This window comes from Curtobacterium sp. AB7, assembly GCF_044909335.1.
In the GTDB taxonomy this organism is placed as follows: domain Bacteria; phylum Actinomycetota; class Actinomycetes; order Actinomycetales; family Microbacteriaceae; genus Curtobacterium.
This window is the reverse complement of sequence record NZ_JBIYED010000002.1, coordinates 99981-120748: the sequence shown is the minus strand read 5'-3', so window position 1 is coordinate 120748 and position 20768 is coordinate 99981. Positions and strand designations below refer to the sequence as shown.

At 67.5% G+C, this 20768-nt stretch carries 28 protein-coding genes, 1 tRNA gene and 1 pseudogene; 4 read left to right on the top strand and 26 right to left on the bottom strand.

What is annotated here, in order from left to right:
• Positions 1-582 precede the first annotated feature (582 nt).
• The 15 genes and pseudogenes from ABH929_RS06515 to ABH929_RS06445 all read right to left on the bottom strand — a co-directional run.
• Positions 583-3360 (bottom strand): annotated as a pseudogene (locus ABH929_RS06515) (tape measure protein); the annotation flags it as partial.
• Positions 3350-3634, bottom strand: a complete 285-nt coding sequence (locus ABH929_RS06510) for a hypothetical protein (RefSeq protein WP_404560563.1) — start codon at positions 3632-3634, stop codon at positions 3350-3352. The gene ABH929_RS06510 and the pseudogene ABH929_RS06515, both read right to left, overlap by 11 nt.
• 119 nt (positions 3635-3753) lie before the next feature.
• Positions 3754-4086 (bottom strand): hypothetical protein, encoded by a 333-nt coding sequence (locus ABH929_RS06505; RefSeq protein WP_134195254.1) that lies wholly within the window; start codon positions 4084-4086, stop codon positions 3754-3756.
• Between the two features lie 80 nt (positions 4087-4166).
• The gene (locus ABH929_RS06500; protein WP_404560562.1) at positions 4167-4391 is read right to left on the bottom strand and encodes a hypothetical protein; all 225 of its coding nucleotides are present in this window, start codon (positions 4389-4391) and stop codon (positions 4167-4169) included.
• A 3-nt stretch (positions 4392-4394) separates the two neighbouring features.
• Positions 4395-4955: a hypothetical protein gene (locus tag ABH929_RS06495; protein ID WP_404560560.1), complete on the bottom strand. Its 561-nt coding sequence runs from the start codon at positions 4953-4955 to the stop codon at positions 4395-4397.
• Between the two features lie 109 nt (positions 4956-5064).
• Positions 5065-5475, bottom strand: coding sequence for a hypothetical protein (locus ABH929_RS06490; protein WP_404560559.1), 411 nt, complete (start codon positions 5473-5475; stop codon positions 5065-5067).
• An 8-nt stretch (positions 5476-5483) separates the two neighbouring features.
• Complete coding sequence (locus tag ABH929_RS06485; RefSeq protein WP_284761591.1) at positions 5484-5741, bottom strand: hypothetical protein; 258 nt, start codon at positions 5739-5741, stop codon at positions 5484-5486.
• Positions 5734-6072 (bottom strand): hypothetical protein, encoded by a 339-nt coding sequence (locus ABH929_RS06480; RefSeq protein WP_404560558.1) that lies wholly within the window; start codon positions 6070-6072, stop codon positions 5734-5736. The genes ABH929_RS06485 and ABH929_RS06480 overlap by 8 nt, the downstream gene beginning before the upstream one ends.
• Positions 6072-6641: a hypothetical protein gene (locus ABH929_RS06475; RefSeq protein ID WP_404560557.1), complete on the bottom strand. Its 570-nt coding sequence runs from the start codon at positions 6639-6641 to the stop codon at positions 6072-6074. Before ABH929_RS06475 ends, ABH929_RS06480 begins: the two co-directional genes overlap by 1 nt.
• Positions 6642-6654: 13 nt before the next feature.
• The gene (locus tag ABH929_RS06470) at positions 6655-7629 is read right to left on the bottom strand and encodes a hypothetical protein (protein ID WP_404560556.1); all 975 of its coding nucleotides are present in this window, start codon (positions 7627-7629) and stop codon (positions 6655-6657) included.
• A gap of 59 nt (positions 7630-7688) precedes the next feature.
• Positions 7689-8177: a hypothetical protein gene (locus tag ABH929_RS06465; RefSeq protein ID WP_404560555.1), complete on the bottom strand. Its 489-nt coding sequence runs from the start codon at positions 8175-8177 to the stop codon at positions 7689-7691.
• A gap of 64 nt (positions 8178-8241) precedes the next feature.
• Complete coding sequence (locus tag ABH929_RS06460; protein ID WP_404560554.1) at positions 8242-9087, bottom strand: hypothetical protein; 846 nt, start codon at positions 9085-9087, stop codon at positions 8242-8244.
• Entirely contained in the window at positions 9068-10408 is a 1341-nt protein-coding gene (locus ABH929_RS06455) for a phage portal protein (protein ID WP_404560553.1), read from the bottom strand. Before ABH929_RS06455 ends, ABH929_RS06460 begins: the two co-directional genes overlap by 20 nt.
• Positions 10409-10419: 11 nt before the next feature.
• On the bottom strand, positions 10420-12069 hold the full coding sequence (locus ABH929_RS06450; RefSeq protein ID WP_404560552.1) for a hypothetical protein: 1650 nt from the start codon (positions 12067-12069) through the stop codon (positions 10420-10422).
• Positions 12069-12551 carry a hypothetical protein gene (locus tag ABH929_RS06445; RefSeq protein WP_404560550.1) on the bottom strand — a complete coding sequence of 161 codons (483 nt, stop codon included), beginning with the start codon at positions 12549-12551 and terminating at the stop codon, positions 12069-12071. Before ABH929_RS06445 ends, ABH929_RS06450 begins: the two co-directional genes overlap by 1 nt.
• A gap of 90 nt (positions 12552-12641) precedes the next feature.
• On the opposite strand from ABH929_RS06445, the gene ABH929_RS06440 reads away from it, so the two are divergent.
• From ABH929_RS06440 to ABH929_RS06430, 3 genes are all read left to right on the top strand, one after another.
• Positions 12642-12959, top strand: a complete 318-nt coding sequence (locus ABH929_RS06440) for a hypothetical protein (protein ID WP_404560548.1) — start codon at positions 12642-12644, stop codon at positions 12957-12959.
• Between the two features lie 193 nt (positions 12960-13152).
• The gene (locus tag ABH929_RS06435) at positions 13153-13413 is read left to right on the top strand and encodes a hypothetical protein (RefSeq protein WP_404560546.1); all 261 of its coding nucleotides are present in this window, start codon (positions 13153-13155) and stop codon (positions 13411-13413) included.
• A 327-nt stretch (positions 13414-13740) separates the two neighbouring features.
• Positions 13741-13968: a hypothetical protein gene (locus ABH929_RS06430; protein WP_404560544.1), complete on the top strand. Its 228-nt coding sequence runs from the start codon at positions 13741-13743 to the stop codon at positions 13966-13968.
• Here the strand turns inward: ABH929_RS06430 and ABH929_RS06425 are convergent.
• Together ABH929_RS06425 and ABH929_RS06420 are read right to left on the bottom strand one after the other, a co-directional pair.
• Positions 13969-14040 (bottom strand) — tRNA-Arg (locus tag ABH929_RS06425).
• A gap of 189 nt (positions 14041-14229) precedes the next feature.
• Positions 14230-15162 carry a hypothetical protein gene (locus tag ABH929_RS06420; RefSeq protein ID WP_404560542.1) on the bottom strand — a complete coding sequence of 311 codons (933 nt, stop codon included), beginning with the start codon at positions 15160-15162 and terminating at the stop codon, positions 14230-14232.
• An 80-nt stretch (positions 15163-15242) separates the two neighbouring features.
• On the opposite strand from ABH929_RS06420, the gene ABH929_RS06415 reads away from it, so the two are divergent.
• Positions 15243-15776: a hypothetical protein gene (locus ABH929_RS06415; protein WP_404560541.1), complete on the top strand. Its 534-nt coding sequence runs from the start codon at positions 15243-15245 to the stop codon at positions 15774-15776.
• 66 nt (positions 15777-15842) lie between these two features.
• Here the strand turns inward: ABH929_RS06415 and ABH929_RS06410 are convergent, their stop codons facing one another.
• The 9 genes from ABH929_RS06410 to ABH929_RS06370 all read right to left on the bottom strand — a co-directional run bounded on the left by ABH929_RS06410 (position 15843) and on the right by ABH929_RS06370 (position 20660).
• Positions 15843-17372, bottom strand: coding sequence for an AAA family ATPase (locus tag ABH929_RS06410; protein ID WP_404560540.1), 1530 nt, complete (start codon positions 17370-17372; stop codon positions 15843-15845).
• The gene (locus tag ABH929_RS06405) at positions 17365-17526 is read right to left on the bottom strand and encodes a hypothetical protein (protein ID WP_404560539.1); all 162 of its coding nucleotides are present in this window, start codon (positions 17524-17526) and stop codon (positions 17365-17367) included. The genes ABH929_RS06410 and ABH929_RS06405 overlap by 8 nt, the downstream gene beginning before the upstream one ends.
• The gene (locus ABH929_RS06400) at positions 17510-17857 is read right to left on the bottom strand and encodes a hypothetical protein (protein WP_404560537.1); all 348 of its coding nucleotides are present in this window, start codon (positions 17855-17857) and stop codon (positions 17510-17512) included. Before ABH929_RS06400 ends, ABH929_RS06405 begins: the two co-directional genes overlap by 17 nt.
• The gene (locus ABH929_RS06395; protein WP_404560536.1) at positions 17805-18569 is read right to left on the bottom strand and encodes a helix-turn-helix domain-containing protein; all 765 of its coding nucleotides are present in this window, start codon (positions 18567-18569) and stop codon (positions 17805-17807) included. Before ABH929_RS06395 ends, ABH929_RS06400 begins: the two co-directional genes overlap by 53 nt.
• Positions 18569-18949: a hypothetical protein gene (locus ABH929_RS06390; protein ID WP_404560535.1), complete on the bottom strand. Its 381-nt coding sequence runs from the start codon at positions 18947-18949 to the stop codon at positions 18569-18571. The genes ABH929_RS06395 and ABH929_RS06390 overlap by 1 nt, the downstream gene beginning before the upstream one ends.
• Complete coding sequence (locus tag ABH929_RS06385; protein ID WP_404560533.1) at positions 18946-19428, bottom strand: helix-turn-helix domain-containing protein; 483 nt, start codon at positions 19426-19428, stop codon at positions 18946-18948. The genes ABH929_RS06390 and ABH929_RS06385 overlap by 4 nt, the downstream gene beginning before the upstream one ends.
• Entirely contained in the window at positions 19425-19706 is a 282-nt protein-coding gene (locus ABH929_RS06380) for a hypothetical protein (RefSeq protein ID WP_404560532.1), read from the bottom strand. Before ABH929_RS06380 ends, ABH929_RS06385 begins: the two co-directional genes overlap by 4 nt.
• Before the next feature lie 508 nt (positions 19707-20214).
• Positions 20215-20421: a hypothetical protein gene (locus ABH929_RS06375; RefSeq protein WP_404560531.1), complete on the bottom strand. Its 207-nt coding sequence runs from the start codon at positions 20419-20421 to the stop codon at positions 20215-20217.
• Positions 20418-20660 (bottom strand): helix-turn-helix domain-containing protein, encoded by a 243-nt coding sequence (locus ABH929_RS06370; RefSeq protein WP_404560529.1) that lies wholly within the window; start codon positions 20658-20660, stop codon positions 20418-20420. The genes ABH929_RS06375 and ABH929_RS06370 overlap by 4 nt, the downstream gene beginning before the upstream one ends.
• Positions 20661-20768 lie beyond the last annotated feature (108 nt).

The window sequence follows — 20768 nt, the reverse complement described above, 5'->3', positions numbered from 1 at the left end:
TGAGAACCCGAGGCCCGTGTTCGCCCAGCCGTACTTCGCGCCGTTCGCACGGAGCCACGACTGCCCACCTGCGACGTCGGCAGCGCGGCCGAGGCCGTGCACCGACGTGCCAGGCACGGCTGCGAGGTTGCCGCCGTTCTTGAACAGCGACCACCGGTACTGCTGCGCCTTGAGGTCGCGGTAGCCCTCCGTGAGCCGGAGCGCGCCGCCGGATGCCCGGTAAGCGCGGTTCCATGCAGCTGCAGCAGCCTTTTGGAGCAGACCACCAGTCGCCCCGACTCCGGACCCGGGCGCGAACCCGAGCGCCTTGGCGAGAGACGACGACGCGAAGTTGCCGTTCTTCCCGTTCCCACCGAAGGGCTTCAGGTCGCCGATACCCTTGAGCTTGTCGATTGCGCCGGACAGGATTTTCTGCCCGACACCCTTGGCGACGTCGAGCATGCCGCCGGCCCCGGGGATCTTCCCGATGAGGCCCTTCGCGAGCTTGCCGAGGGTCCCCATCGGGTCAGAGACGACCGACTGCGCCGTCTCCGCGGCGTTCTTCGTCCAGTCCCACGCCTTGCCGGCCTTGCCCTTGATCCAGTCCCAGCTCGACGAAGCCGCACCGACGAGACCGCCATTGGCGTACCCGTTGTTCGCGATCGCCATGAGCTTCCCGACGCCCAGGCGCTCGGTCTGCTCCTTCGTGAAGACGAACTCGCCGCGGTGAACGATGCCGGCGGGGTCGAACTTGCCGCCGTCACCGGTGTAGCCACCGCCGGCGAACCCCTTCGGGAGGGAGACGTTCGGCAGCTTCTTCGTCTTGAAGAAGTCGGCGGCCTTGTTGAAGTTGTCGATGATCCCCTTCTGGATCACCGTCTCGACGACGAACTTGATCGGAGCCTTGACCGCGGACTTCACGAAGCCCCACGCCTTGGCGATGCCGTCCTTCATGACCGTGAACGCCGCCGGGATGGTGACCTTGGCGATGTCGATGATCTTGTCGAAGACGGGCTTGATCCAGGAGTTCCAGACCCCGCGGACGATCGTGCCGATCCCAGAGAAGACGGGGCGGAAGATCGAGTCGCGGAGCCAGGTGAACACCGGGCCGAGGGTGGTGCGCAGGAAGCCGACGACGGCACCGAACACGGGCTGCACGACGCCGGTCCACCAGGCGGAGACTGCCGACCCGATCCAGCTGAACACCGGCGAGATGACGCTGGTCCACAGCCAGGTGAAGGCCGCTCCGAGTGTGTTCCGGATGAGGCTGACGACGAAGCCGAAGATCGTTGAGGTCGTGGTCCACCAGGTTGAGAACGCTCCGCCGATCCAGGTGAAGACCGGTTGAATGATTCCGGTCCACAGCGCAGTGAACGCTGCGCCCAGGACGTTGACGAGAACGCCGGTGATGACGGACACGGTCGAGGCGATGAGGCCGCCGACCCAGACGAAGATTGCGCCGATCAGCTCGAAGATCGGGGAGATCCACGACGACCAGAGGTAGCCGACGGCGTTTCCGATCGCGGTGAGCGGCGGCTGGATGTAGTTCGTCCACAGAGTGACGAAGAACCCGCCGACGGTCTGCACCGCGAGGCCGATGCCAGCGAAAGCGGGCTGCAGGATGGTCTGCCACAGCCAGGTCGCCCCGGCGGCGATGCCGTCCCAGGCGGGCTTGATCGCGTTCTCCCAGAGCCACATGAAGGCGTCGCCGACCGCTGCGACCGCGACCTTGATCGCGGCGAAGGCGGTCTGCACGATGGCCTGGCCGAGCTTCGTCTGCGTGAAGAACCAGACGAGACCGGCGACGAGCGCGCCAATGACGGCGATCGCGATGCCGATCGGGCCCATCGCGATCTTGACCGCAGCGCCGAAGATGCGGAGTGCGCCGGCACCGATGAGGGTGGCGACGGTGCCGATCTTCGTGGCAGTGGTCGAGATGCGCTGGGCAAGGGTCTGTCGACCGAGGGCGGACGCGTTCTGGTTCGTGACGCCGGTGTTGACGCCGGTCGCGCCGGACGCGACGGTCGTCGCGCGGGCGGTCGCGTACTCGAGACGCGCGGCCTCGAGGCGAAGGATGTTCCGCTTGATCTGCACCGGCAGTGCCATGAGCTCGGCGGTGCGGAGCACGACAGACGCCGCTGCCGTCGCCCGGGAGGCGAGCTGCCAGGCGATGAAGCCGGCAACGATCAGCGGCATGTACTGGACGATCGTGTCGACGTGGTCGGCGAGGAACCCGAGGACGCCGGCGAGGACGGTGATCCCGGCCGCGGCGAGCTTGCCGGCGGAGTCACCGAGCTCTGGCAGCTGCTCGCGGAACGCGGTGAAGGCCGGGGTGAGCTTGGACAGCGACGAGCCGACGCTGCCGAGGACGGTGTCGGTGTCGCCGCTGCTCAGCGAGGTGAAGACGTCGCGGACCTTGCCGACGAACGCCTCAGCCCCGGCGATGACCTTGCCGAAGTCGACGCGGTCAATCCACCCGGCGAGGGCAGCCATCCCGGCCAAGACCTTCTCGTTGAGGACGTCCGCGTAGGGCTGCAGCGCTGCCGTGCCACGGTCGACTGCCCCCGTGATGGAGGTGAAGAGCGCAGGAGCGCCAGCGACAGCTCCGGAAAGGAACATCGCGCCGAGACGGCCGAGGGACGCGCCGACGTTCGCCCACGCGCCGCGGACGGTCTTCCCGGAGGCGAGCGCTGCGCCGCCGATGTTCTGCTCGATGACCTTGCGGAAGGTGGCCGAGTCGACTTCGCCCTTGCGGACCATGTCGGAGAGGTCGTCGGCGGAGACCTTGTACTCGTCCTGCAGCCACTGGAAGATCGGGATGCCGCGGTCGGCGAGCTGGTTGAGGTTGTCGGTGTAGACCTTGCCGCTGGTGGTGGTCTTGTTGATGATCGAGCCCATCTCGCCGAGCGAGGTGCCCGCGATGGTGGCTGCGTCAGCGGTGAGCTTGAGGTACTTCGTGAGCGCCTGGCCGGGCTTGATGCCGGCGGCGACGGCGTTCGAGGCGACACCAGCGGCGTCGCCGAGCCCGAACGCGGTGCCCTTCACGGACGCGAGGGCGCTGTCCATGATCTTGGCGATGCCGGCGGTGGAGGTCTTGAGGCCGGCGAGCTTGCCCTTGGCGTCGTCGATGTCGAGGAGCCGGGCGATGCCCTTCTTCGCGGCGACGGCAGCGATGCTCGCGCCGATGGCCGTGACGCCCGCACCGACGATCGCGGTGGACTTCACGGCCATCGACCCGACCGACTTGAGGAAGCCGGGTGTCATCTTGCTGCCGATGGACGTGCCGAGGGCCTGCGGGTTGATCTCCCGCTCGATCGCCCGGCCGGCACCCTTGGCCTGCGGGACGACGGAGACGTACGCGATGGCGGACTCAGTCGACATAGGTCAGGCCCTCCCTGTTTCTTCGCAGCACCTCCCGCGCTTCTGCAGGGGTGAGGTTGGTCTTGCCGAGGCGGTTGGTGTTGGCATCCGGCCAGGGGCGCGGGTACGGCCTGGGGCGGGGGCTGCCCTTGGTCCACTGGGCGGCAGCGAACTGGTCCATCGAGTCCGCGTTCTGGATCCACTCGCGGCTGACGGGGAAGTCCCACCCGTGCTGCGCGGCGAAGAGCACCGAGGCGGTGTCGCGAGTCGCGACACGCAGAAGGCGGTCGACCATGACGTGGTCGACCGCCTTCGCGATCTGCTCTTCGGTGGACTTTTCGTCGTCGCCGATGTCGTCGACGTCGAGGCCCAGCTGGTAGAGCTCCCAGACGAGCTCGTCGGGGTAGGACTCCGCTAGCTGTCGGAGTCCTTCGATTCCCCCAGGCCGACGTGCCCCGCCCAGTGCTCGAAGACCGTCTCGATGTCCTCGAGGTCGACGACGGCGCGGAAGTCCTCGGGCAGGACGAGCTCGAGGAACTTGTCCATCGTGGCGACGCCGAGTTCGCGCTGCCACTCCTCTTGGACCTTCTTCTCCGGGTTCCGTGGCTTCTTGTACTGCGCCCGGATCGTCATGATCTCGGCCGGGATGCGGCCGGGCAGCGTGTACTCGGTGCCGTCGTACTCGACGACGAGCGGCGGACGGGACTTGGCCTTGATCTGCAGGGCCTTGGTGGCGGTGTCGCCCATGTGGTTCTCCTAGCTCGGTGGGAGTGCTCGGAAGGGGTAGGAGGTGTGCCGGGGCCCGAGCGCCCCGGCACACCGGTCGGTCACTCCTTGGGCGCGGACGCCTTCGAGGTGGTCTTGGGGGCCGGCGCACCGGCGTCGGGCTCGTCGCTCGACTCGCTGGTGGCGGGCGGGGGCGTCGGCTTGACGTCCTCGCCGGTGACCAGGACCCAGATGCCCTTGTCTTGGATCTCGCGCCGCTCCGGCGCGACCTCGCGGACCTCGTCCGTCTGCATGTTGCGGACGAGCAGCTTCTGCTTGTCGGCCACGGCTCAGCCCTCCTCGGTGGTGTCGAGGGACCCGTACCACTTGACGGCGGAGTAGGTCTCGCCCGTCGTCTCGTCGGTGATCGAGTAGCCGGTGACGGTGACCTCGTAGCCGATCGCCTCGCCGTTGACGTAGACCTGGTCGCCGACCTCGGTGATCTCCCCGTCCGGAACGTCCACGCGGATGTAGTCGTCCTCGTCGATCACGTCGACCGCGAACATGCGGCGACCGCCGGTCTTCGACGGGTTGATCTTGATCGAGCCGTCGGCGGCGACCTTCGCGCCGTAGTAGAGCTCGATGTTCTCCTTCTTCGTCTCGAGGAGGATGAACTGGTACTTGATCGAGGACTCGGTGACGGGTTCGCGGACGAGCGCGCCGTTCTGCCAGGCACGGATCTGGTTCGTCGACCGGTCACGGGTCTCGGTCACACCGCCGTCGCCGATGTAACCGTGGTCGGTGTAGCCGGTCAACGCGCTGGTGGCGCTGGTGGGCCGCGTCGCGGTCTTCGGGGCGCTGGACACCGCGCCCGTGACCGCTACGCGGACGTTCTCTGCCTTGAGGGACACGAGGGCCCTTCCTTCCAGTTGTGGTGTGGTGGGCGTGTGCCCCTGGGGTCCCTGCTCGGTGGGAGGAACGAGAGAAGCCCCGCCAGTGGCAGGGCTTCGAGATGGTGAGTCAGAGGCTGCGACCGCGATGTCGCAGCTCGAGCTGCGCGGTCTGATTGAAGTAGCCGTCCGCCGCGGGATCCGCGTTCGGGCCGCCGTTGACCTCGGCGAACGTGATCGGCGAGCCGTCGACCATGCCACCGGCACCGCGCGAGGTCGCCAGCGCGAGGACGAGGTTGATCAGGTCGGTCGTGGTGCCCTGGTCGTCGGTGATGACGTCGACCGTGACGTACGAGGTCCGCACGGTGTTGCTGGTGCCGCCGCCGGGACTCGTCGTCAGGACGACCGCTCGACGACTGTCCGGCGACTTCTGGTCGGAGACCTCGACGCCGGCAGCGTGCGGCTCGCTGCGGGCCGCGAGGAGGGCGTCGGTGCGCCGGATGAGGTGGGCGAGGAAGTCGTCGTAGACGATGCCGTGCACGGGTCCTCCTAGCGGGACTGGGCGTTGCTGAGGACCTGGCGCATCGCCGAGATGAGCCGCGCGCGCTCCCACACCACGGCCTCGACGCGGAGGCGGACGCGGGAGTTGGAGGTGCCGACGCCGGTGCGGATCGCGGTGACGGTCGCGCCGCCGGGGATCTGCGCGGCGATGTCGTCGGCGTAGGGTCGCAGCTGGTCCTCGATGCCCTTGGACGCGAGGACGGCTCCGAAGCCGCGGCGGTTGAGGACAACGCGTGACTTAGGCACTGACGTAGTCCTTCCGCTCGAGCTGCACGACGGAGCCGGGCTTCCAGTCGCTCATGCCGGTCGACCAGTCGGCTTCGTCGGCGAGGACCTTGTAGCGGGTGCCGCGGACGGTGATTTCGTCGTCGGAGCTGATGCCGGCGACGGCCGGGAGGTAGAGGGTGATCCGGGTGCTCGAGGTGTTCTCGGCGGTGCCGGTGACCTCGTCGCCGAGGTTCGGCGCGATGAGAACCTCGTCGAGCGGGGTGTCGGCGTCGGTGAGGATCGGTTTGTTGTACCGGTCGCGCTGGCCAGTGTCGGTGCGGTGGTGCCAGGTGACGCTCTCGCCACCCATCAGCAGCCGTACCCCTGAACGATCGCGCCGTACGTCTTCACACGGTAGGACTGCGCCGTCTTCACGTCGTCGGGCGAGAGCCGCGGCGCGGCACCCTGCGCCCACGCTGCGTAGGTCTCCTGCGAGCTGAACGGGCCGCGGGTCTCTCCGCGCTGCGAGACGCCGGCGCGAGCCCGCGGGTCCGCCTCGAACAGCTGCGCAACGATGCCGGCAACGGTTAGCTTGACCAGGTCGGGGACCTCGGCGGAGCCGTGCTCGTAGTCGACCACGACGGCCGTGCCGGTGGGCACCGGCACCTCGAGGCGCTGGCCGATCAGGGTGAACCGGTCGGCGGGCTTGCCGTCGACCGTGTGGACCGCGCGCACGGGGCGCTGCGGGAGGGTGAGCGCGCCGGCAGTCACCCGGAGCCGGTTGGTGGACCGGCCCGGGGTGAACTGCTGGCGCGCTTCCGTGCGGAAGAGCTCGGAGACCTTCAGCAGGTGCACAGTGACCTGCTTCGCCTCGGAGGCGGTGAGGTCACGGCCGAGCGCCGCGACGACGTCGTCCTTCGTTGCCAGCGCTTCGGCCATGACCTCACTCCTCTCAGGACGCCGGCTTGAGGGCCGTGAAGGTGACCTTGGCGGCGCGGACGAACTGCAGCTTGGGCGTGTCGTCTGCGTTCAGGTCGAGGGACCCGTCCGCCTTGGTCTTCGGATCGAGCACCGGTGCGGCACCGGCGAACGAGTGGACGATCGAGCGGTCCTTGAGGTGGTCGCTGTCGTAGTCCCACAGCTGCGTGACGGCGAGGCCGTTGCCGGCCGCGACGGCACCGCCCTTGGCGACACCGTTCGGCACCACCGGGGCGACGTTCGCGATCGCGACCGCGGACTCGTGCACGAAGAACGAGGCGGTCGGGTCGAGAGCGTCGAGCTCGATGATGGTGAAGCCGGCCAGACGGCCGACGACACCCTCACGGAGCGCCTCGGGGAGCCCGGAGGTGTCGACCTCGAGCAGCTTGTCGTTGCCCGCGATCGCCTCGGAGACGTCCGCGCCGACGAGCCAGTACCGGCCGGTGACCGGCACGTGCGCGGTCTGGAACAGCTTCCGCGCCCGGATCGCCACCTTGCGGGGGTCCTTCTCGACGGGGTCCGCGCTGTTCAGGTCGAACTTGACGGTGTTGACGTACGCCGCGCTGGTGAGCGCGCCGACGACGATGCCCTCGATGTACTCGGCGACCGCGGTGACCTGCGGCAGCTGGATGTCGCGGGTGTAGTCGACCTCGTCGAGCGTCTCCTCCTCCGGGGAGAGGTGCACGCCGGAGTAGACGTGCTTGTTGAGCGCGACCTGCATCTTGGTGTTGACGAGGCGGTCGATGACGATCGCGTCGTCGCCGCGCCAGGTCTTCTCGCGCGCGACGAGGACCGCCGGGCGCTTGATGTTGATGACGTCGCCGGCTGCGCCCTTGAAGTCGGCGATGCCGTACTTCGTGGTGAACAGGCCGGGAGCCTTGACGGTCTTCCGGAGCAGAGCCAGCGCGGTCTGCGCGAGCTTCTCGCCCTTGGTGAAGATGTTTGCCACGATTCCTCCTTGGGTGGTTGATGGGGCCGCGTGGGGTTCGTGGCGAACACCAGCGGGGATTACCGGGCGGTTGCCGCTTGGACGATGTCATCGACGGACAGCTCGCCTTCACCGATGACGGTCCCGTTCGCGCCCTGGCCCTCGGCGGATGCCGTGGTCGCGGGGGCGGGGATCAGCGCGAGCAGCTCGTCGGCGTGCGCCTCGAGCTCTTCGCGCGTTCCGCCGCGGAGTGCCGACGCGCTGATCTTGCGCTCGTCGAACTTCTTCTCCTTGGCGATGTCGTCGCGGAGCTTGACGGATGCGTCCTTGGCGTCGCGGTCCTGGACTGCCTTTTCGGCTGCCTCGGCGCGGGCCTGCATCTTCTCGAGCTCGGTGCGGTTCGCTTCCTCGTGCTCGTCGAACTTCTTCGCCTTCTCGGCGTTCGACGTGGCCCGCTCCTCGTTCTTGCGAGACAGGCCCTTCCACTTCTCAGCGTCGGCGAGTGCTGCTGCCAGCTGCTCCTCGAGCGTTGCGCCCTCGGTCTTCTTCTTGTCGTCTTCGTCCGACATCGGTATCTCCCGTTTCGGGTTGGTGGTTGGCCGTTTCGGCCACTCCCCGCGGGGTGCGGGGAAGTCAGGTGAGCGCTGCGATGTCCGCGGCGCTGGTGAACTTGTCGGACCGCCATGCAAGGGTCGGTCCGAGCTCGCCGTGCTCGTTGACCACGACGAGGTCGGTGAAGTCGCTGAGAGGCTTGCCGGCGGACGAGCGCTTGTCGAGGCCGAGGTCCTGCGCGGCACGGTCGGTGCCGCCGAGCTTCTGGTCGATGAGCGCGTGGGTGCGCTCGAGCAGGTCCGGGTCGAGGATCGTCGCGGGGCCGTCGGCTTCCTTGACGGGCTGCACGCCGCAGTCACAGCCGGGGTGGATCGGCATGAGCTCCTGCTTGCTGTACTTCTGCGTCGACGCGATCGCGCACAGCGCGCAGTTCTCGAGGCCGGTGAGGACGCGGCGGTAGCCGTAGAAGCCGGACGCTTCGAGTGCGCGCTGCGCCTGCCGGTTCTTCGCCTGCTGCAGCTCGGTCGCGACGATGCTGAGCATCCGGTCGAGGCCGTACGCGACCGCGGCATCGAACGGGGAGCCGTTCGACAGGGCCGTGTACAGCGTGACCGCGCCGCGGCGGTACACGTCGGCCGAGGGCGTGCCCCGGTAGCCGAGGATCGCGTCCCGGTCGACGCTTCCGCCGGCGGTGGTGCCGGCGACGAGGGCCGCCTGCCCGATGTAGGCGTTGGTCAGCGTCGCCGTGGCGAGCTGGCCGGCCTGCACCTGCGGGAGGATCTGCGCTATCATCCGGTCGATGTCGGCGTCCCGGTAGTCCGGCGACGAATCCCACCGGGCTGCCGTGAGGGCGAGGGTCCGGTCGCGGATCTGCTCCGTCGTCGCCTGGTGGGCTGCGGTCAGCTGATCAAGCGTTGCCAGTGCCACCGGCTGCTCCGATCAGGGTCGCGCTGAGCAGCTGGTCGGTGGCCGCGTCGGCTTCGTCCTGCGCGATCTCGTCCGGCGACATGCCCATGATGTTCTGCTTGATCCACCGGGCCGACATGCCGGCGTCCTTGGCCTGCTTCGCGGCGAGGGTCTTCTCCGTGAACGACACGTGCTCCGGCGGCAGCCAGAGCAGCTCGATCGTCTCGCCCTCGTCGACGCCGAGCGCTCGGACCGCTTCGAGGAGCGAGCCCTCCATCGGGGCGGTGGCGCGCGCGATGCGGTCCTTCGCCTTCTGAATCTCGCCCTCCTTCGCGTTCGCAGCGCCCTCGGCGGACTGGTTCTCGCCCGACGGGATGAACACCGAGATCGGCGTTCGGGTGACGCCGGCGAAGTCTCGGGCGTCGGCCTTCTCGCCCTCGAGCAGCGGCCGGATGTCGGTCGCCGCGGACTCCCACACGTCGATGCCCTCGGGGAGGTCCCAGAGCGCGCCCGGTGCGGGGTCGAAGACCTTCGCCCAGTCGATCGTGTTGCCGTCTTCGTCCTCGGTCGGCAGGCCGCCCTTGATGGCGCGCTGCTTGAACGCCTGCATCGCGGTGGTGACCAGACGCTGCAGCTTGCCGAGGTTGAGCCGGTCGATGACGTCGATGTGGGGCTCGAACTCGGCGACGGCGTCCTTGTTCTCGAGCACGAACACCGGCACGCCACCGGTGAAGGTCTCGATCGGTGCGCCCTCATCCCAGCCGCCGTCGACCTGCGGCTGCGGGGTGCCGTTGTCGTTGGTCGACTTGCGGGAGAAAAGCTGCCGCTGACCGGGCAGCCACACCAGGGCGTAGTCGAGGCCCACGTCGGGGTCGCGCCACGCCTTAAGGGCGGCGCGGGCCCGCCAGGGCTGCGTCGGGTCGGGCGCGGTGATGACCTGCTCGGGCTTCTCCGACGTGATGATCGGCTGACCGTCGCGGACGCCGGTGATGAGGTACCCGACGCTCGTGGTGAGCATGTTCGAGATCGCGTCGGCGAAGACCACGTCGAGGCGGTTGTCGCGCCACACCCGCCGTGCGGCGAGGACCGCGGGGCTCGTCGTCGACGTGCCGACGCGGACCCCGTTCGGGACCATGCGGCCGCCGAGCGACTCGCACGTCAGCCCGCCGACGTTGGTGCGGGCCTTCTTCTGGAAGGCCTTCCACGTCGCCTTCGTGTTCTTGCCCATCTCCGGCAGCGGAGCGTTGCCGTTCGCGTAGGAACGGTTCGTCGCGATGCGCTTCTGACGGGCGTCGAGACGCTTCGCCAGGATCGGGAGCCATTCGGCGGGTGTGGTAGCCACGGGACCCCTTCTCAGTAGATGCGGCGGGCGACGGTCTTCTTCTTCGTGAGCTTCGCGCCGAGGGCATCGATGCCGGCCGCGTAGGCGAACATCGCGCCCCAGGTCGCGTCGATCTTGGAGCCGTCCTGGTCCTCGTCCGGCTTCTTCAGCACGTACCCGGACCGGCGAGGGTCGCGGCGGGCGTTGAGGAAGTGGGACGTGAGCTCGGGAGAGCCGTCGTAGGTGATGTCGCCGGCGCTGATGGCCGACTCGAGCTGATCGAACGTGCCGGTCGTGCGGGCGAGGTCCTTCTGCCGCCACCGGATCGGCTCTTCGCGGGACATGCGGACCTTGAGCCGCTTCGCGTAATCGGCCTCCCACGTCTTCACGTGGCCGGCCCAGCCCGCGGACGGGTCGGCGTAGAACCCGACGACGTTGTAGTCCTTGAACGCCTGCCGGACGGCCGCCTCGACCTCGAGCACCGGCGGTCGCCATCCGTCGCCCTTGGGTCCGTCGGGCTGCTCCCAGACGCCGATCTTGAAGAGGTGCTTCTGGGCGACGGAGTAGCCGACCAGGACCGTCGAGTCGGCGGTGCCGCGGCCGGGCTTGCGCCCTTCCGAGCCGTCGAATCCGAGCGTGACCGGTTCGGTCTTCGTGATGACCTTGTCGAGGTCCTGGATCGCGCGGAGGTCGGGCGACGAGACGAACGAGTTCGTCGCGTGGGTGATCTGGTTGAGGAAGTTCGCGCGGAGCGACTGCGGGTCGTTCGACGTGTCGAGGAACGCCAGCATCTGCCGCTCGATCGGTGCCCAGCCGGGCTCGCACGGCGGATCGTGGATGACGCAGCCGTCGGGGTGGTCCGAGCTGTCGCCGTACGCGTACCGCAGCCCGTACTCGAGCGACGCCGAATCCGTGGGGTCGGTCTCCGGCGGGGCCTCGCGGTGGTCGTAGTGGATCTGCCGCGCCTTGCTGAGGTCGACGTACTTCTTCGACTTGATCAGGTCCCAGTCGCGCGCCGATGCTTCGGCGACCGAGTTCTCACCCGGGGTGAACGCGTTCGGCGACTCGATCACGACGCCGGACGCCTTCGTCGAGTTGTCGCGGATGTTCTGGGCGAGGCGGATGCCGCCGTTGCCGCGGACCCACTCCTCGGTCTGGTCCATGATCGCCGCGACCTGGCCGGGCAGACCCTTGATCGAGCGTCCCGACGACGTGCGGGGCTCGATCTTGCCGCCCGGGATCCCGATGAAGGTGTCCATCGGGTCGACGTCAAACTCGTTGACGAGCGCGTCGGTGCGCGCCATCTCGAGCATCGGTGCCCACGTGTTCTGCACCTGGTCGTCGGAGGTCGCGGTGATCGGGACGTTGATGATGCTCTTGAAGTCGGCCCAGGGGCGCGCGACGGGCTGCCCGTCGGCGTCCCACCCATCGGGGACGACCTCGAACAGCGCTTCGCTGATCCCGATCGATGCGAGCAGCGGGGACTTGCCCCAGCCTCGGGGGCGCTGGATCACGGCGCGGGCCTTCACCCGCCGGCCGGTCGCCGGGTCGATCTCGTACAGGCGCACCAGGAACTCGAGCTGCTCGCGAGAGACGACGTATTCGAGGTACTCGGCCATCTGGTCGGCGACGTGGTAGCCGAGCGTGGGGAACGTCTCGCCATCGAGCGGTCGCCAGGGCATCAGTCTCCCGTCGCTTCCTGCGGCAGCGCCACACCGCCGAACCGGTCACGCGAGCTCGCGCGCCGGGTGGCGGTCTTCGTCTCGGCCTCCTCGGCCTGCGCGAACGTGATCCGGAGCCGTGCGCGGTCTTCGGGGGTAGCGCCGAACTTCGCTTCGCGCAGCCGGAGCTCGGGGGCGAGCTTGACGTTGCCCTCCCAGAACTCCGCGTGCAGCAGGGCGGTATCCATCAGGAACGACCAGTCGTTGTACGTGAACGCGGCGGCAAGCGGGGAATCGCGCCACATCGCCCACCAGCGGACCGTGACGATCGGCCAGTCGTCCTCGTCGCGCCAGGTGCCGTCTTCGTCGTCCTTCGCTTTGTAGCGTGTCGGCAGCTCGGGCTGCTCGGCGATGATCGCCGGCAGGATCCGCATCGTCGTCGGCTCGGCGTTGCGTCGGGCTCGCTTGTTCGCAGCCTTTGGAGCGGGTCCACGACCGGGCATGGCGTTCCTCCCGTCCTGGGTTGATCACGCCCTTCTGTCTCGAGTGAGCGTTTGATGTCTGGCGAAGGCTCACCCGCATAGGCTGACCACATGGGGAAACTGATTTACGGGCCCGGTGTTGAGGTCGACCTTCCGGACTTGAGCCTGTTCCACCTCGACGTGCTCCTCGCAGAGCACCCGGACGCGAGGTTCCAGCTGCACGTACATCTGGCAGCGGCCGAGGACGGTGACATGTTGTCGCTGTCCGTGGGGAAGGGCGCGGCCCTGATCCTCAAGTACGGCAACAACGCCGATCTCGAACTCGACGTTCAGGTGATGATCAACCTGTCGGGTGCCATCGTCAGCAACTCGTTCGTGGTCCTGCCGATGCTCCCGGTCGTGGAATCCCCAGACCCGTACACAGCCTGAGCCCCAGATCCTCGCGCGATCCGTCGAAGAGTCGGCAGTACCCGTAGCGGTTCGCAAGTCGATTGAGGAGAGCAAACCGACGACATGGGAACTCGCTGTGCACCCTGGGTGGCGAGAGCTCTGGGTGCGGAACGTTAGGAGCCGAGCTAAGGGGGAACCGGACTCGAACAAATTCGGGATGAACACCGCTCGGGTGAAGCAGATCATCTTGCTGTTCGAACCGGTTGGAATCGACTTCATCAGTGCTCTCAACGCCGACGACAAGAGGCTACTCGAGAAGCTAGTGACCGACCGTGGAGAGGTAGTGCACTCCGCGAGTACTCCCGCTCGATTCAACAAGGCGACCGCGAAGAACTACCGCGACCTGGTCGAGAGGATGGCTGCGGCAGCGGACGAGCATCTCCGGGCTCAGATTGAGAAGCTCCTGGAGCTCTCCCCCTGGCCTGCCACCTGACGGTCACCGCCGGCGCGGTGTCACTGCCTCGGGCCACTGAGACGATGCCTCGACGCGCGAAGCGGTGCACAGTAGAAGTCGTGCATCTGGTGAACTGTGTCCTCGATGCCTGTGGCGGTGTCGCGGTTGTGAAGTACGAGGCTCCTGGCGAGAAGCCGCTTGCGATTGAGTCGTTCTACAAGGCGACGTGTGGGTCGTGCGGTGCGTAGTGGCAGACAGACCGCGACGGCGTGGTGGTGTCGCCGGTGGTTATGCCTAAACCGCGCAAGGGTCGGCGGTGGTGGTGCCGGAGTTGAGCCGATCGTTCGTGGGCGGTACTTTGCACCCATGACACGAAACGAGCCTGAACCGGAAGCATCGCCGGTTGGTGGCTCGACGCCCGAGGAGAACGGCTCTGCTTACGAGTGCGTGGCGGATGTGCTGCCGGCCAAGGTCGGTCCTTTCGGGGCGGGTTGGAAGCCCGAAGTGGGACTGCTTCGCCTTGACGACATGTTCGGATTGTGGAGCGAAGACGTCAGGTATGAGGACTTCCTGCGCGACCATCGCCCACATTAGAGCGCCCCGGCAGATTCGAACTGCCGACCTTCGAGGTAGAAGCTCGTTGCTCTTCCGCTGAGCTAGGGGCGCGGAGTACCAGCCTGAAGCAGGCAGTACAAGTAATGCCCGCCGGAGTGATCCGGGCGGGCATGCGATGTCACGGACATCTTAACCGCACTTTGGACAGGCGCACAACTGCGCGGGTGTGGTGTGTCCCACGTCGGGCGTCGCTCCGATTCGCGTAGGCGGGCGGCGGTTGTTCGCCGCCCGCCTACGCTCCTAGACATCGATGTCGGCCGGGGGAGCCGGTTCCGCACCGACCGCGCGGCGCATGTTCGTCGCGAGCCGCCGCACCTGCTTCTCTCGCCAGATATCCCGGACGCCTTCGGCGCGGACCCACACGACGCCGTCCTTCGTGTGGGTCGCCAGGCCCTCGTTCTGGATGTACCGGTTCAGGGTCCGCAAAGTGATCCGCATCTCGTCCACCGCCTGCTGCTTCGTCCACCACTCGGCGGACGGCGGGGCTTCCTCGACGCGGATGTCGGCGAGCAGGGACCGCACGTTCGGCTCCTTCATGAGCGCCTTCGCGTCGCCCTCGAACCCGCAGTAGCCGCACACGATGGAGATGTCCGTGACCGTCTCCGACCGACGCTCGATTCGCATCTTCGGTTCGCTGCACACCGGGCACTCGCGCGGCAGAACCGGACGAGCCTGCGGTGCCTTTGTCGGGAACCGCCCCTGCAGCTGCCCCAGCACCTCGTCGAGCTGCGCGAAGTACTGGCCGGCGTCGGGCTGACGACGGATCGCGTCGTGGTGCAGCAGGAGCCACGTCGCGAGCGTCGCGGTGAGGCCGTGCGCGCCCTCGGGGGTGACGGTGGACCGGAACCCCTGGGGGCCGCCGTGGGTCGCCCAGGCGTATGTCGCGGTCACCGGGGGCTGGATCTGCAGTTCGGTGGACCAGTAGCGCACCCAGTTCAGCAGGTGTGCGTACGTCCAGTCGGACGCCTCGAGCGGGTCGACGCGGATGGGGAAGGGAGCCTCCGAGCTGGACGCCCGGGGCTGACCGTCCGAAGGCTGCGCGCCGCCCGGGACGACGAGCCCCCGGACGTACGCGACGAGGTCAGCGACGGTGGCGAGCTTCGCGCGGACGTGCGTCGCTGCGAGGGCGGTGGCTGCCGAGGGGGCGACATCGGTGGTTGCTTCGATGGTCAAGGGCGCTCCTTGCGGGTATCGCGGCGAGCGCCCCAAGTAGGGCACTCGCCGTTGAGGTTGGCTATCGGTAGGGTCCAGACGTGCACAACTTGTACGACTGGGTAAAGGACATCGGGTTGCCGCTGCTGACAGGTGGTGGATCTGTCGTCATCGGTGTGGCTGCTCTTCGCGTTGCACGCCGTGGGCATGAGTTGGCTTCAGCTGCCGAGGAGCGCGAGGAACGCAGCGGACGATTCGAGGCTCGGCAGCGCGTTGCTGTCGAGTTGCTTGATCTCGTTCGAGTTCGCGAGTGGGACCTGACCGAGCCGCAAAGCCTGCCTACTCACTTCGGGGTGCCTGAGATCCGTCCGGGTACAGCGGCTCACATGAACGATCGAGACGAGGCCGACATCATCTCGGCGGCGAGCACCTTCGCGGGCTCCCTCAGTGCGAGCGATCGCCTCGGGCTCGACTGGCTCCTCAATCTGATTCAGGAGCTTCTGCGCCCGGCTAATCGTGGGCATATCCCGCTCATGGCGACGACGACGAAGCTGATGATTGAACGCTGGACCACCGAGCCCCAGGCTTTCCTGGAACGGGCACGTGCAGAGTGGCCACATCTCGATCCGTCTTGAGCGATGGCGAGAGCTCAACGTTCTCGACGTCGTGCTGAGCGGAGAGCCCCGGCGTAGCGTCGTTGGTTAGGCGGGCATCCACGGCATCTCGCCGGCGATTCCGCGGCGGAGGCGGTGGGGCCAGTCGCGGGGGTCGCGGTCGCCGCGCCACCGGACGACGGTGACCATCGAGTCATCGTCCTCGAGGGTGCGGAGTCCCAAGCCGAACTCGGGCCAGCCGAGCAGCGCTGCGGAGCCGCGGGGGCGCAGGTCGCGTTCGCCGCCGAGGGACTTGCCGTGTCCGGCGTGCGCTTCCATGAGCATCGCGACGCCGCGTTCCCGGAAGCCGTCGAGCGCGACGATGAGCGGGGCTGCGTCATCGTCGTTGTTGATGGCCTGGGGGACGAGCTTGTACAGCGGGCCGATGAGGAGCATGTCGGGCTTGTGGCGGTCAATGAGCCGGTGGACCTGGTCGACGTCGGCCTGGCGGGTGAGGTCGAGCCGGATCCCCGCCGAGACGAGCACCTGTCGGCCAGGGTCGACGCGGCCGTACGTGCGGGCCATGTTCACGACGTAGCGGGTGTTCCGGGACCACTGCAGGACGGTGTTCTCGGCGTCGATCGCGAGGACGCGGACCGGTTCGATCTGTCGGCCGTCGAACGGGTGCAATCCGGATGCCGCAGCGATTGCGACCTGGCGGGTGAAGTAGCTCTTCCCGGACCCCTCGGAGCCGGTGAGGACGAGCCGATCGCGACGCTCGAGCAGGCCGGGGATGAGCCAGTTCTGGGAGTCGGGCACGGCGAGGACTTCGTCGAGGTACAGCGGCTGCAGGACGGCCGCCCCGACTGCGGACCTGCGCCGGCGCACCTCGTCCTTCACCTCGAGGCGTTCCATCTCGTACGCGACCTGACGCTCGAACTCCTCGTTCACCGGCTCCGGTTCGACCTCGGGTTCCGGCAGACGGGCCAGGCGGAACTCCTGCCAGGTGTGGCCTGCTGCGATGTGGTCCGCGGCGTCCTTCCCGACGATCGGTTCGAGGACGACGACTTCCGACTTCCCGTCGAGGAGTTCCTGGACCTGCAGCGCGTGCTTCATACCGGGCTCGTCCATGTCGCGGACGAGGAGCACCTTCTTGCCGTGCAGCGGGGCGAGGTCGAACATCGCCGCCTTGCCAGCGCCCATCGCCGTGCAGACTGCGACGAGGCCCAGCGATTCGAGTGCGTGGACGTCCTTCTCGCCCTCGGCCATCCACACCGGGTCGGCCTGACCGACCCGCTCGACGCGGTACAGGTCCCGGCCCTTCGTGTTGCCGGACTGCCGGAACCGCTTGTCGGGGGACCGGTGTACGACCCGGCCGTCGTGGTACTTGTACTCGACGCCCTTCTGCTCGTCGAACAGGTCCTGCATGGACAGGTTGAGCTCGGCGAGGACGTCCGGGGTGGGGTCGGAGTGCGAGTGGATGAGGGTCTGCCCCTCGACCGAGCGGATCGACACCGATCGGTCCTTCGCCGAGTGCCCGGGGGCCTGCGCCTCGGCCGCCTCGTTGCCGCGCATCTGCACGATGAGGCCCCGGTCGTGGAACGCGCCGACGACTCGGTCGAATGATGCCCTACCCATCGGTCTCCTTCCCGACCTCGCCGTACTGGTCCGCGGTGAACGAGCCGGTCACGTACATCAGCCGCTCGCGCAACTGGTTGGCTTCTTGGCGGTGCTCGGCGGCGCGGGCACGGGCTTCGTCCCGCTGCCGGCGGAGCTCAGCCCGCGTCGTCATGGCTCGCCTCGAGCACCCCGCCCGGTGCGGAGTACTCGGGGTCGTTCTCGATCGCGTCGACCGCCCACCGTTGCCCTGCCGGCGGGAGCGGGTGCGGTCCACGGGCTTCCCTGGTCCGAGCGAGGCGGATCCGCTTCTGCCGCTGCAGGTGGCCTGGCTCGAGGTAGACACCGGGGTTGTCGCGGCGGAACTCGTTCATCAGGTCCGCGGCCTCGTCGTACGACATGTCCGGCAGCGTCTCCGCCCAGACGATTGCGGCGAGCTGCGTGACCTTGCGGTTATCGACCGCCGACGCCCGGCCCAAGAGCCGGAACGCGTCTTGCTGATCCATCGGGACCTCCGTAGAGTCGCTGGTATTCGAGGGCGGCGATCTCAGCGTTGCTGAGCTTCCGCGGTGGGGCTGACGGGTGCGGCTCGGGTAGCGAGTTCTCCCACCCGTCACCGCTGAGCCACGTCTTGAGGTAAGGCACGAACCGCTGCGGGGTGCCCGCCGCGACGTGCGCGTCACCGTGCGCGATGATCGCGGCGGTCAGGTCGATGCGGGGGTGCTTCTTCCTCACCGCCTGCCACTGCTGCAGCGCCCGCGCCTTGTCGTTCTTCCGGGGCCAGTGCGCCCACGCTTCCTCGAACGCTTCGGGGTAGATGCGCTTATCTGGTGATTCCTCTGGGGGTTCATTACTAGAGGGTTCATAAGCGCGGTCAGGCTGACCGGTTGAGCGCGTCGCGTTTGACCGGTTGGGCGCATCAGATTGACCTGAGGTCAATCTGACCGGTTGTGCGCCAACCACCAGTCGGTATCGGTCACTGGTGCGCGTGCCGTCCTGTCGGGCACGGCGTGCTCGGACGATCAGACCGTCCCGCTCCAACTCGCCGAGCGAGCGCCGGACCGTGCTCACTGCCATGCTCGTCATCTCTGCGAGACGTTCCTGCCCCGGGTAGCAGGAGTTGTACTCGTCGGCCATGTCGGCGAGCGCGAGGAGAACGAGCTTTCGTGTGCCGGGCAGATTCGCCTCCCACGCCCATGTCGTCGCTTTATGTGCCATCAGGAGTCCTCCTTTGAGATTGCCCGTACGTCATTGGCGAGTACCGCTCGGACTGCCGCTGCTGCGGCGAGCAAGCTCCGGGCGAACTTCTCGAGGTCGCTGAGGCTGTTGAGCGTCGATTCCGCCGCACCGACGCCAGCAGTGACGCGGTAAGCGCCGGGGTGAGCTTTGGTGCTGTCGGCTTCGTCGATTACGTCGCACCGGTGGACGTTGACGTCGAATGTGGAGAGAGCGCCAACCCGCAAGGGAGTGCCGGGGAGCGGAATCGCCGCGACCGTCCCGTAGTGGTCGATGACGTACCGATCGCGACCGTCGAGCGTGATGACGTCGTTCTCGGAGAGCTCTGCCCAGACGGGTGCATCTGCAACGTAGACAGTCATCGGATGACCGCCCCTCGTCCGTTGAGTACGGCGGCGTACGCGGACGCTTCCTGGTACGCAGCAGAGAACGCCAGGAAGTGCGTTGCAGTGAGCGCCATGTCGTCCGAGACTTCGGCGTAGACGGACCACTCACGATCCTGGCCGTCGACTCGTTCGACGGAGACGATCCACCCCTCGCCGCGCTTCTCGTCAGCGTGATGCAGGTCGGGTGCGCCACCCCGTCCGTCCACCCCGTCGATGTGCTTTGTGTTGTTGCAACCGAGAACTGAGCACGGCTTGGGTGGATCCTGCATGAGCCGGACGATGGCTTCGGTTACTTTGCGTGCGTAGCTGGTGGTCGGCGCGATCAACCCGTCCTCCACCTTCGCCAAGTAGGCGGTGCTGGTCCCCGCCATAGCGGCCACGAGCGGCTGCGAGACGTTGTGGCTGGTGCGCAGGTGCTTGAGGGATGCCCCGGCGCGGTTCCGAGCGGGGGTCATGCGGCCACATCCTGGTCGCCGGTACCGGCGAAAAGGTTGTCCACGCTGAGGTCGAGTCGGAGCATGTAGCCGGTCATCTCGACGACGTTCATGTTCACGCCGAGCCACATCAAGGTGACACGGTGGAGGGGGATACCCGCGGCCTTCGACAGCGTGAGGATGTTGGTGAGGCCCTGGCGTCCGGCTGCGCGCTTGATGTTGCCTGCCATGATTCGGACGTCGCGTCGGGCCTTGCGGCGGCTGCGGCGGACAAACGTGCTGTGTGGGAGGATAGACATTGGTTGTTCTCCTAGAACGATTTGGCCCCGGGCGTTCCAGCGCCGACGGGGCCTTTTGCTTTGGGTCTGTGAGGCTCAGAGAGCGGACGGCAGGAACAGGGCTGCGAGGACTGCAGCGAAGAACGCGATTGCGCTCAGCCATTCCTTGAGGGCGTGCATGGGGACTCCTTCCATGGCGAGTGCCGTCGGTTCGAGAGAGGGAACGGACGTCGGCGTGGGGGAACGTCGGCGTCCTGGTGCCCGCCATCGGGTGCCGATCCCGATGTGCCCCCGCCGCCGCTTGCGCGTCGACTCCTGGGGACGGGCTGTCGCAGCAGTTCGACACCCGGCGCAGTGCGCTCGTGGTGGTGCCCCGTCGCTGCGACGGAAGTGTGTGTCTTGCTGTGTTCACGCTGTTGAGTTCTCAAGGTGCTGATGCGGCGAGGGCGTGCTCCTGTGGGAGCCGTGTCCAGGCGCGCCGGTCAGCGCCGTCCGCACGGCGCGTTCGATCGGAAGATGTGGGGAGCGGCTAAGAGCGCTCGGCGAGGTTCGCCGCGTGGCGGTCGAGATCCTCCTTGCGGAACTTGATCCGCTTGGTCTCTCCGACGGGGATCAGTTCACCCTTCGATCGGAGGTCATCTATGTCACGGAGGGAGCAGCTGAGGTAGTACGCCGCGAGCTCCCGTGTGAAGAGGGCCGGCGCGAACTCGATTCGTACCGCGGAGCCGGCGGTCATGCCGCTGCTCCAACGGTCGACTCCTCAACCACCACCGGGAAGGAGATGGCTTCGAAGGAAACGCCGAGTGCGTCAGCGAGTCGCCGGAGCACCGCTGGCGACGGCTGGCGGGAGCCGTTCTCGAGCTTGGTGAGGTATCCGGGGTCGAGCTCCGCCCGCTTGGCGAACTGCCCGTGGCGGAGGCCCGACAGCTCCCGGATGGTCCGTAGAGCCGTTCCGTTGAGTCGTCGTGTCTGCATGAGACCAGAGTAGGCAAGAAGGATAGAAGTAGCAAGCATGGCAAGGATATATCGCGTAAGTCACCGTAGTGAAGCCGATCTACAGTTGCTCTTCTTGTCCCTCGTTGC

Coding starts and splice junctions, on each gene's coding strand:
- ABH929_RS06380 (WP_404560532.1), bottom strand. CDS start 19,706: ATGTCTATCCTCCCACACAGCACGTTTGTCCGCCGCAGCCGCCGCAAG.
- ABH929_RS06430 (WP_404560544.1), top strand. CDS start 13,741: ATGACACGAAACGAGCCTGAACCGGAAGCATCGCCGGTTGGTGGCTCG.
- ABH929_RS06410 (WP_404560540.1), bottom strand. CDS start 17,372: ATGGGTAGGGCATCATTCGACCGAGTCGTCGGCGCGTTCCACGACCGG.
- ABH929_RS06510 (WP_404560563.1), bottom strand. CDS start 3,634: ATGGTCGACCGCCTTCTGCGTGTCGCGACTCGCGACACCGCCTCGGTG.
- ABH929_RS06405 (WP_404560539.1), bottom strand. CDS start 17,526: ATGACGACGCGGGCTGAGCTCCGCCGGCAGCGGGACGAAGCCCGTGCC.
- ABH929_RS06375 (WP_404560531.1), bottom strand. CDS start 20,421: ATGACCGCCGGCTCCGCGGTACGAATCGAGTTCGCGCCGGCCCTCTTC.
- ABH929_RS06390 (WP_404560535.1), bottom strand. CDS start 18,949: ATGACTGTCTACGTTGCAGATGCACCCGTCTGGGCAGAGCTCTCCGAG.
- ABH929_RS06385 (WP_404560533.1), bottom strand. CDS start 19,428: ATGACCCCCGCTCGGAACCGCGCCGGGGCATCCCTCAAGCACCTGCGC.
- ABH929_RS06440 (WP_404560548.1), top strand. CDS start 12,642: ATGGGGAAACTGATTTACGGGCCCGGTGTTGAGGTCGACCTTCCGGAC.
- ABH929_RS06400 (WP_404560537.1), bottom strand. CDS start 17,857: ATGGATCAGCAAGACGCGTTCCGGCTCTTGGGCCGGGCGTCGGCGGTC.
- ABH929_RS06370 (WP_404560529.1), bottom strand. CDS start 20,660: ATGCAGACACGACGACTCAACGGAACGGCTCTACGGACCATCCGGGAG.
- ABH929_RS06445 (WP_404560550.1), bottom strand. CDS start 12,551: ATGCCCGGTCGTGGACCCGCTCCAAAGGCTGCGAACAAGCGAGCCCGA.
- ABH929_RS06395 (WP_404560536.1), bottom strand. CDS start 18,569: ATGGCACATAAAGCGACGACATGGGCGTGGGAGGCGAATCTGCCCGGC.
- ABH929_RS06475 (WP_404560557.1), bottom strand. CDS start 6,641: ATGGCCGAAGCGCTGGCAACGAAGGACGACGTCGTCGCGGCGCTCGGC.
- ABH929_RS06465 (WP_404560555.1), bottom strand. CDS start 8,177: ATGTCGGACGAAGACGACAAGAAGAAGACCGAGGGCGCAACGCTCGAG.
- ABH929_RS06505 (WP_134195254.1), bottom strand. CDS start 4,086: ATGGGCGACACCGCCACCAAGGCCCTGCAGATCAAGGCCAAGTCCCGT.
- ABH929_RS06450 (WP_404560552.1), bottom strand. CDS start 12,069: ATGCCCTGGCGACCGCTCGATGGCGAGACGTTCCCCACGCTCGGCTAC.
- ABH929_RS06480 (WP_404560558.1), bottom strand. CDS start 6,072: ATGGGTGGCGAGAGCGTCACCTGGCACCACCGCACCGACACTGGCCAG.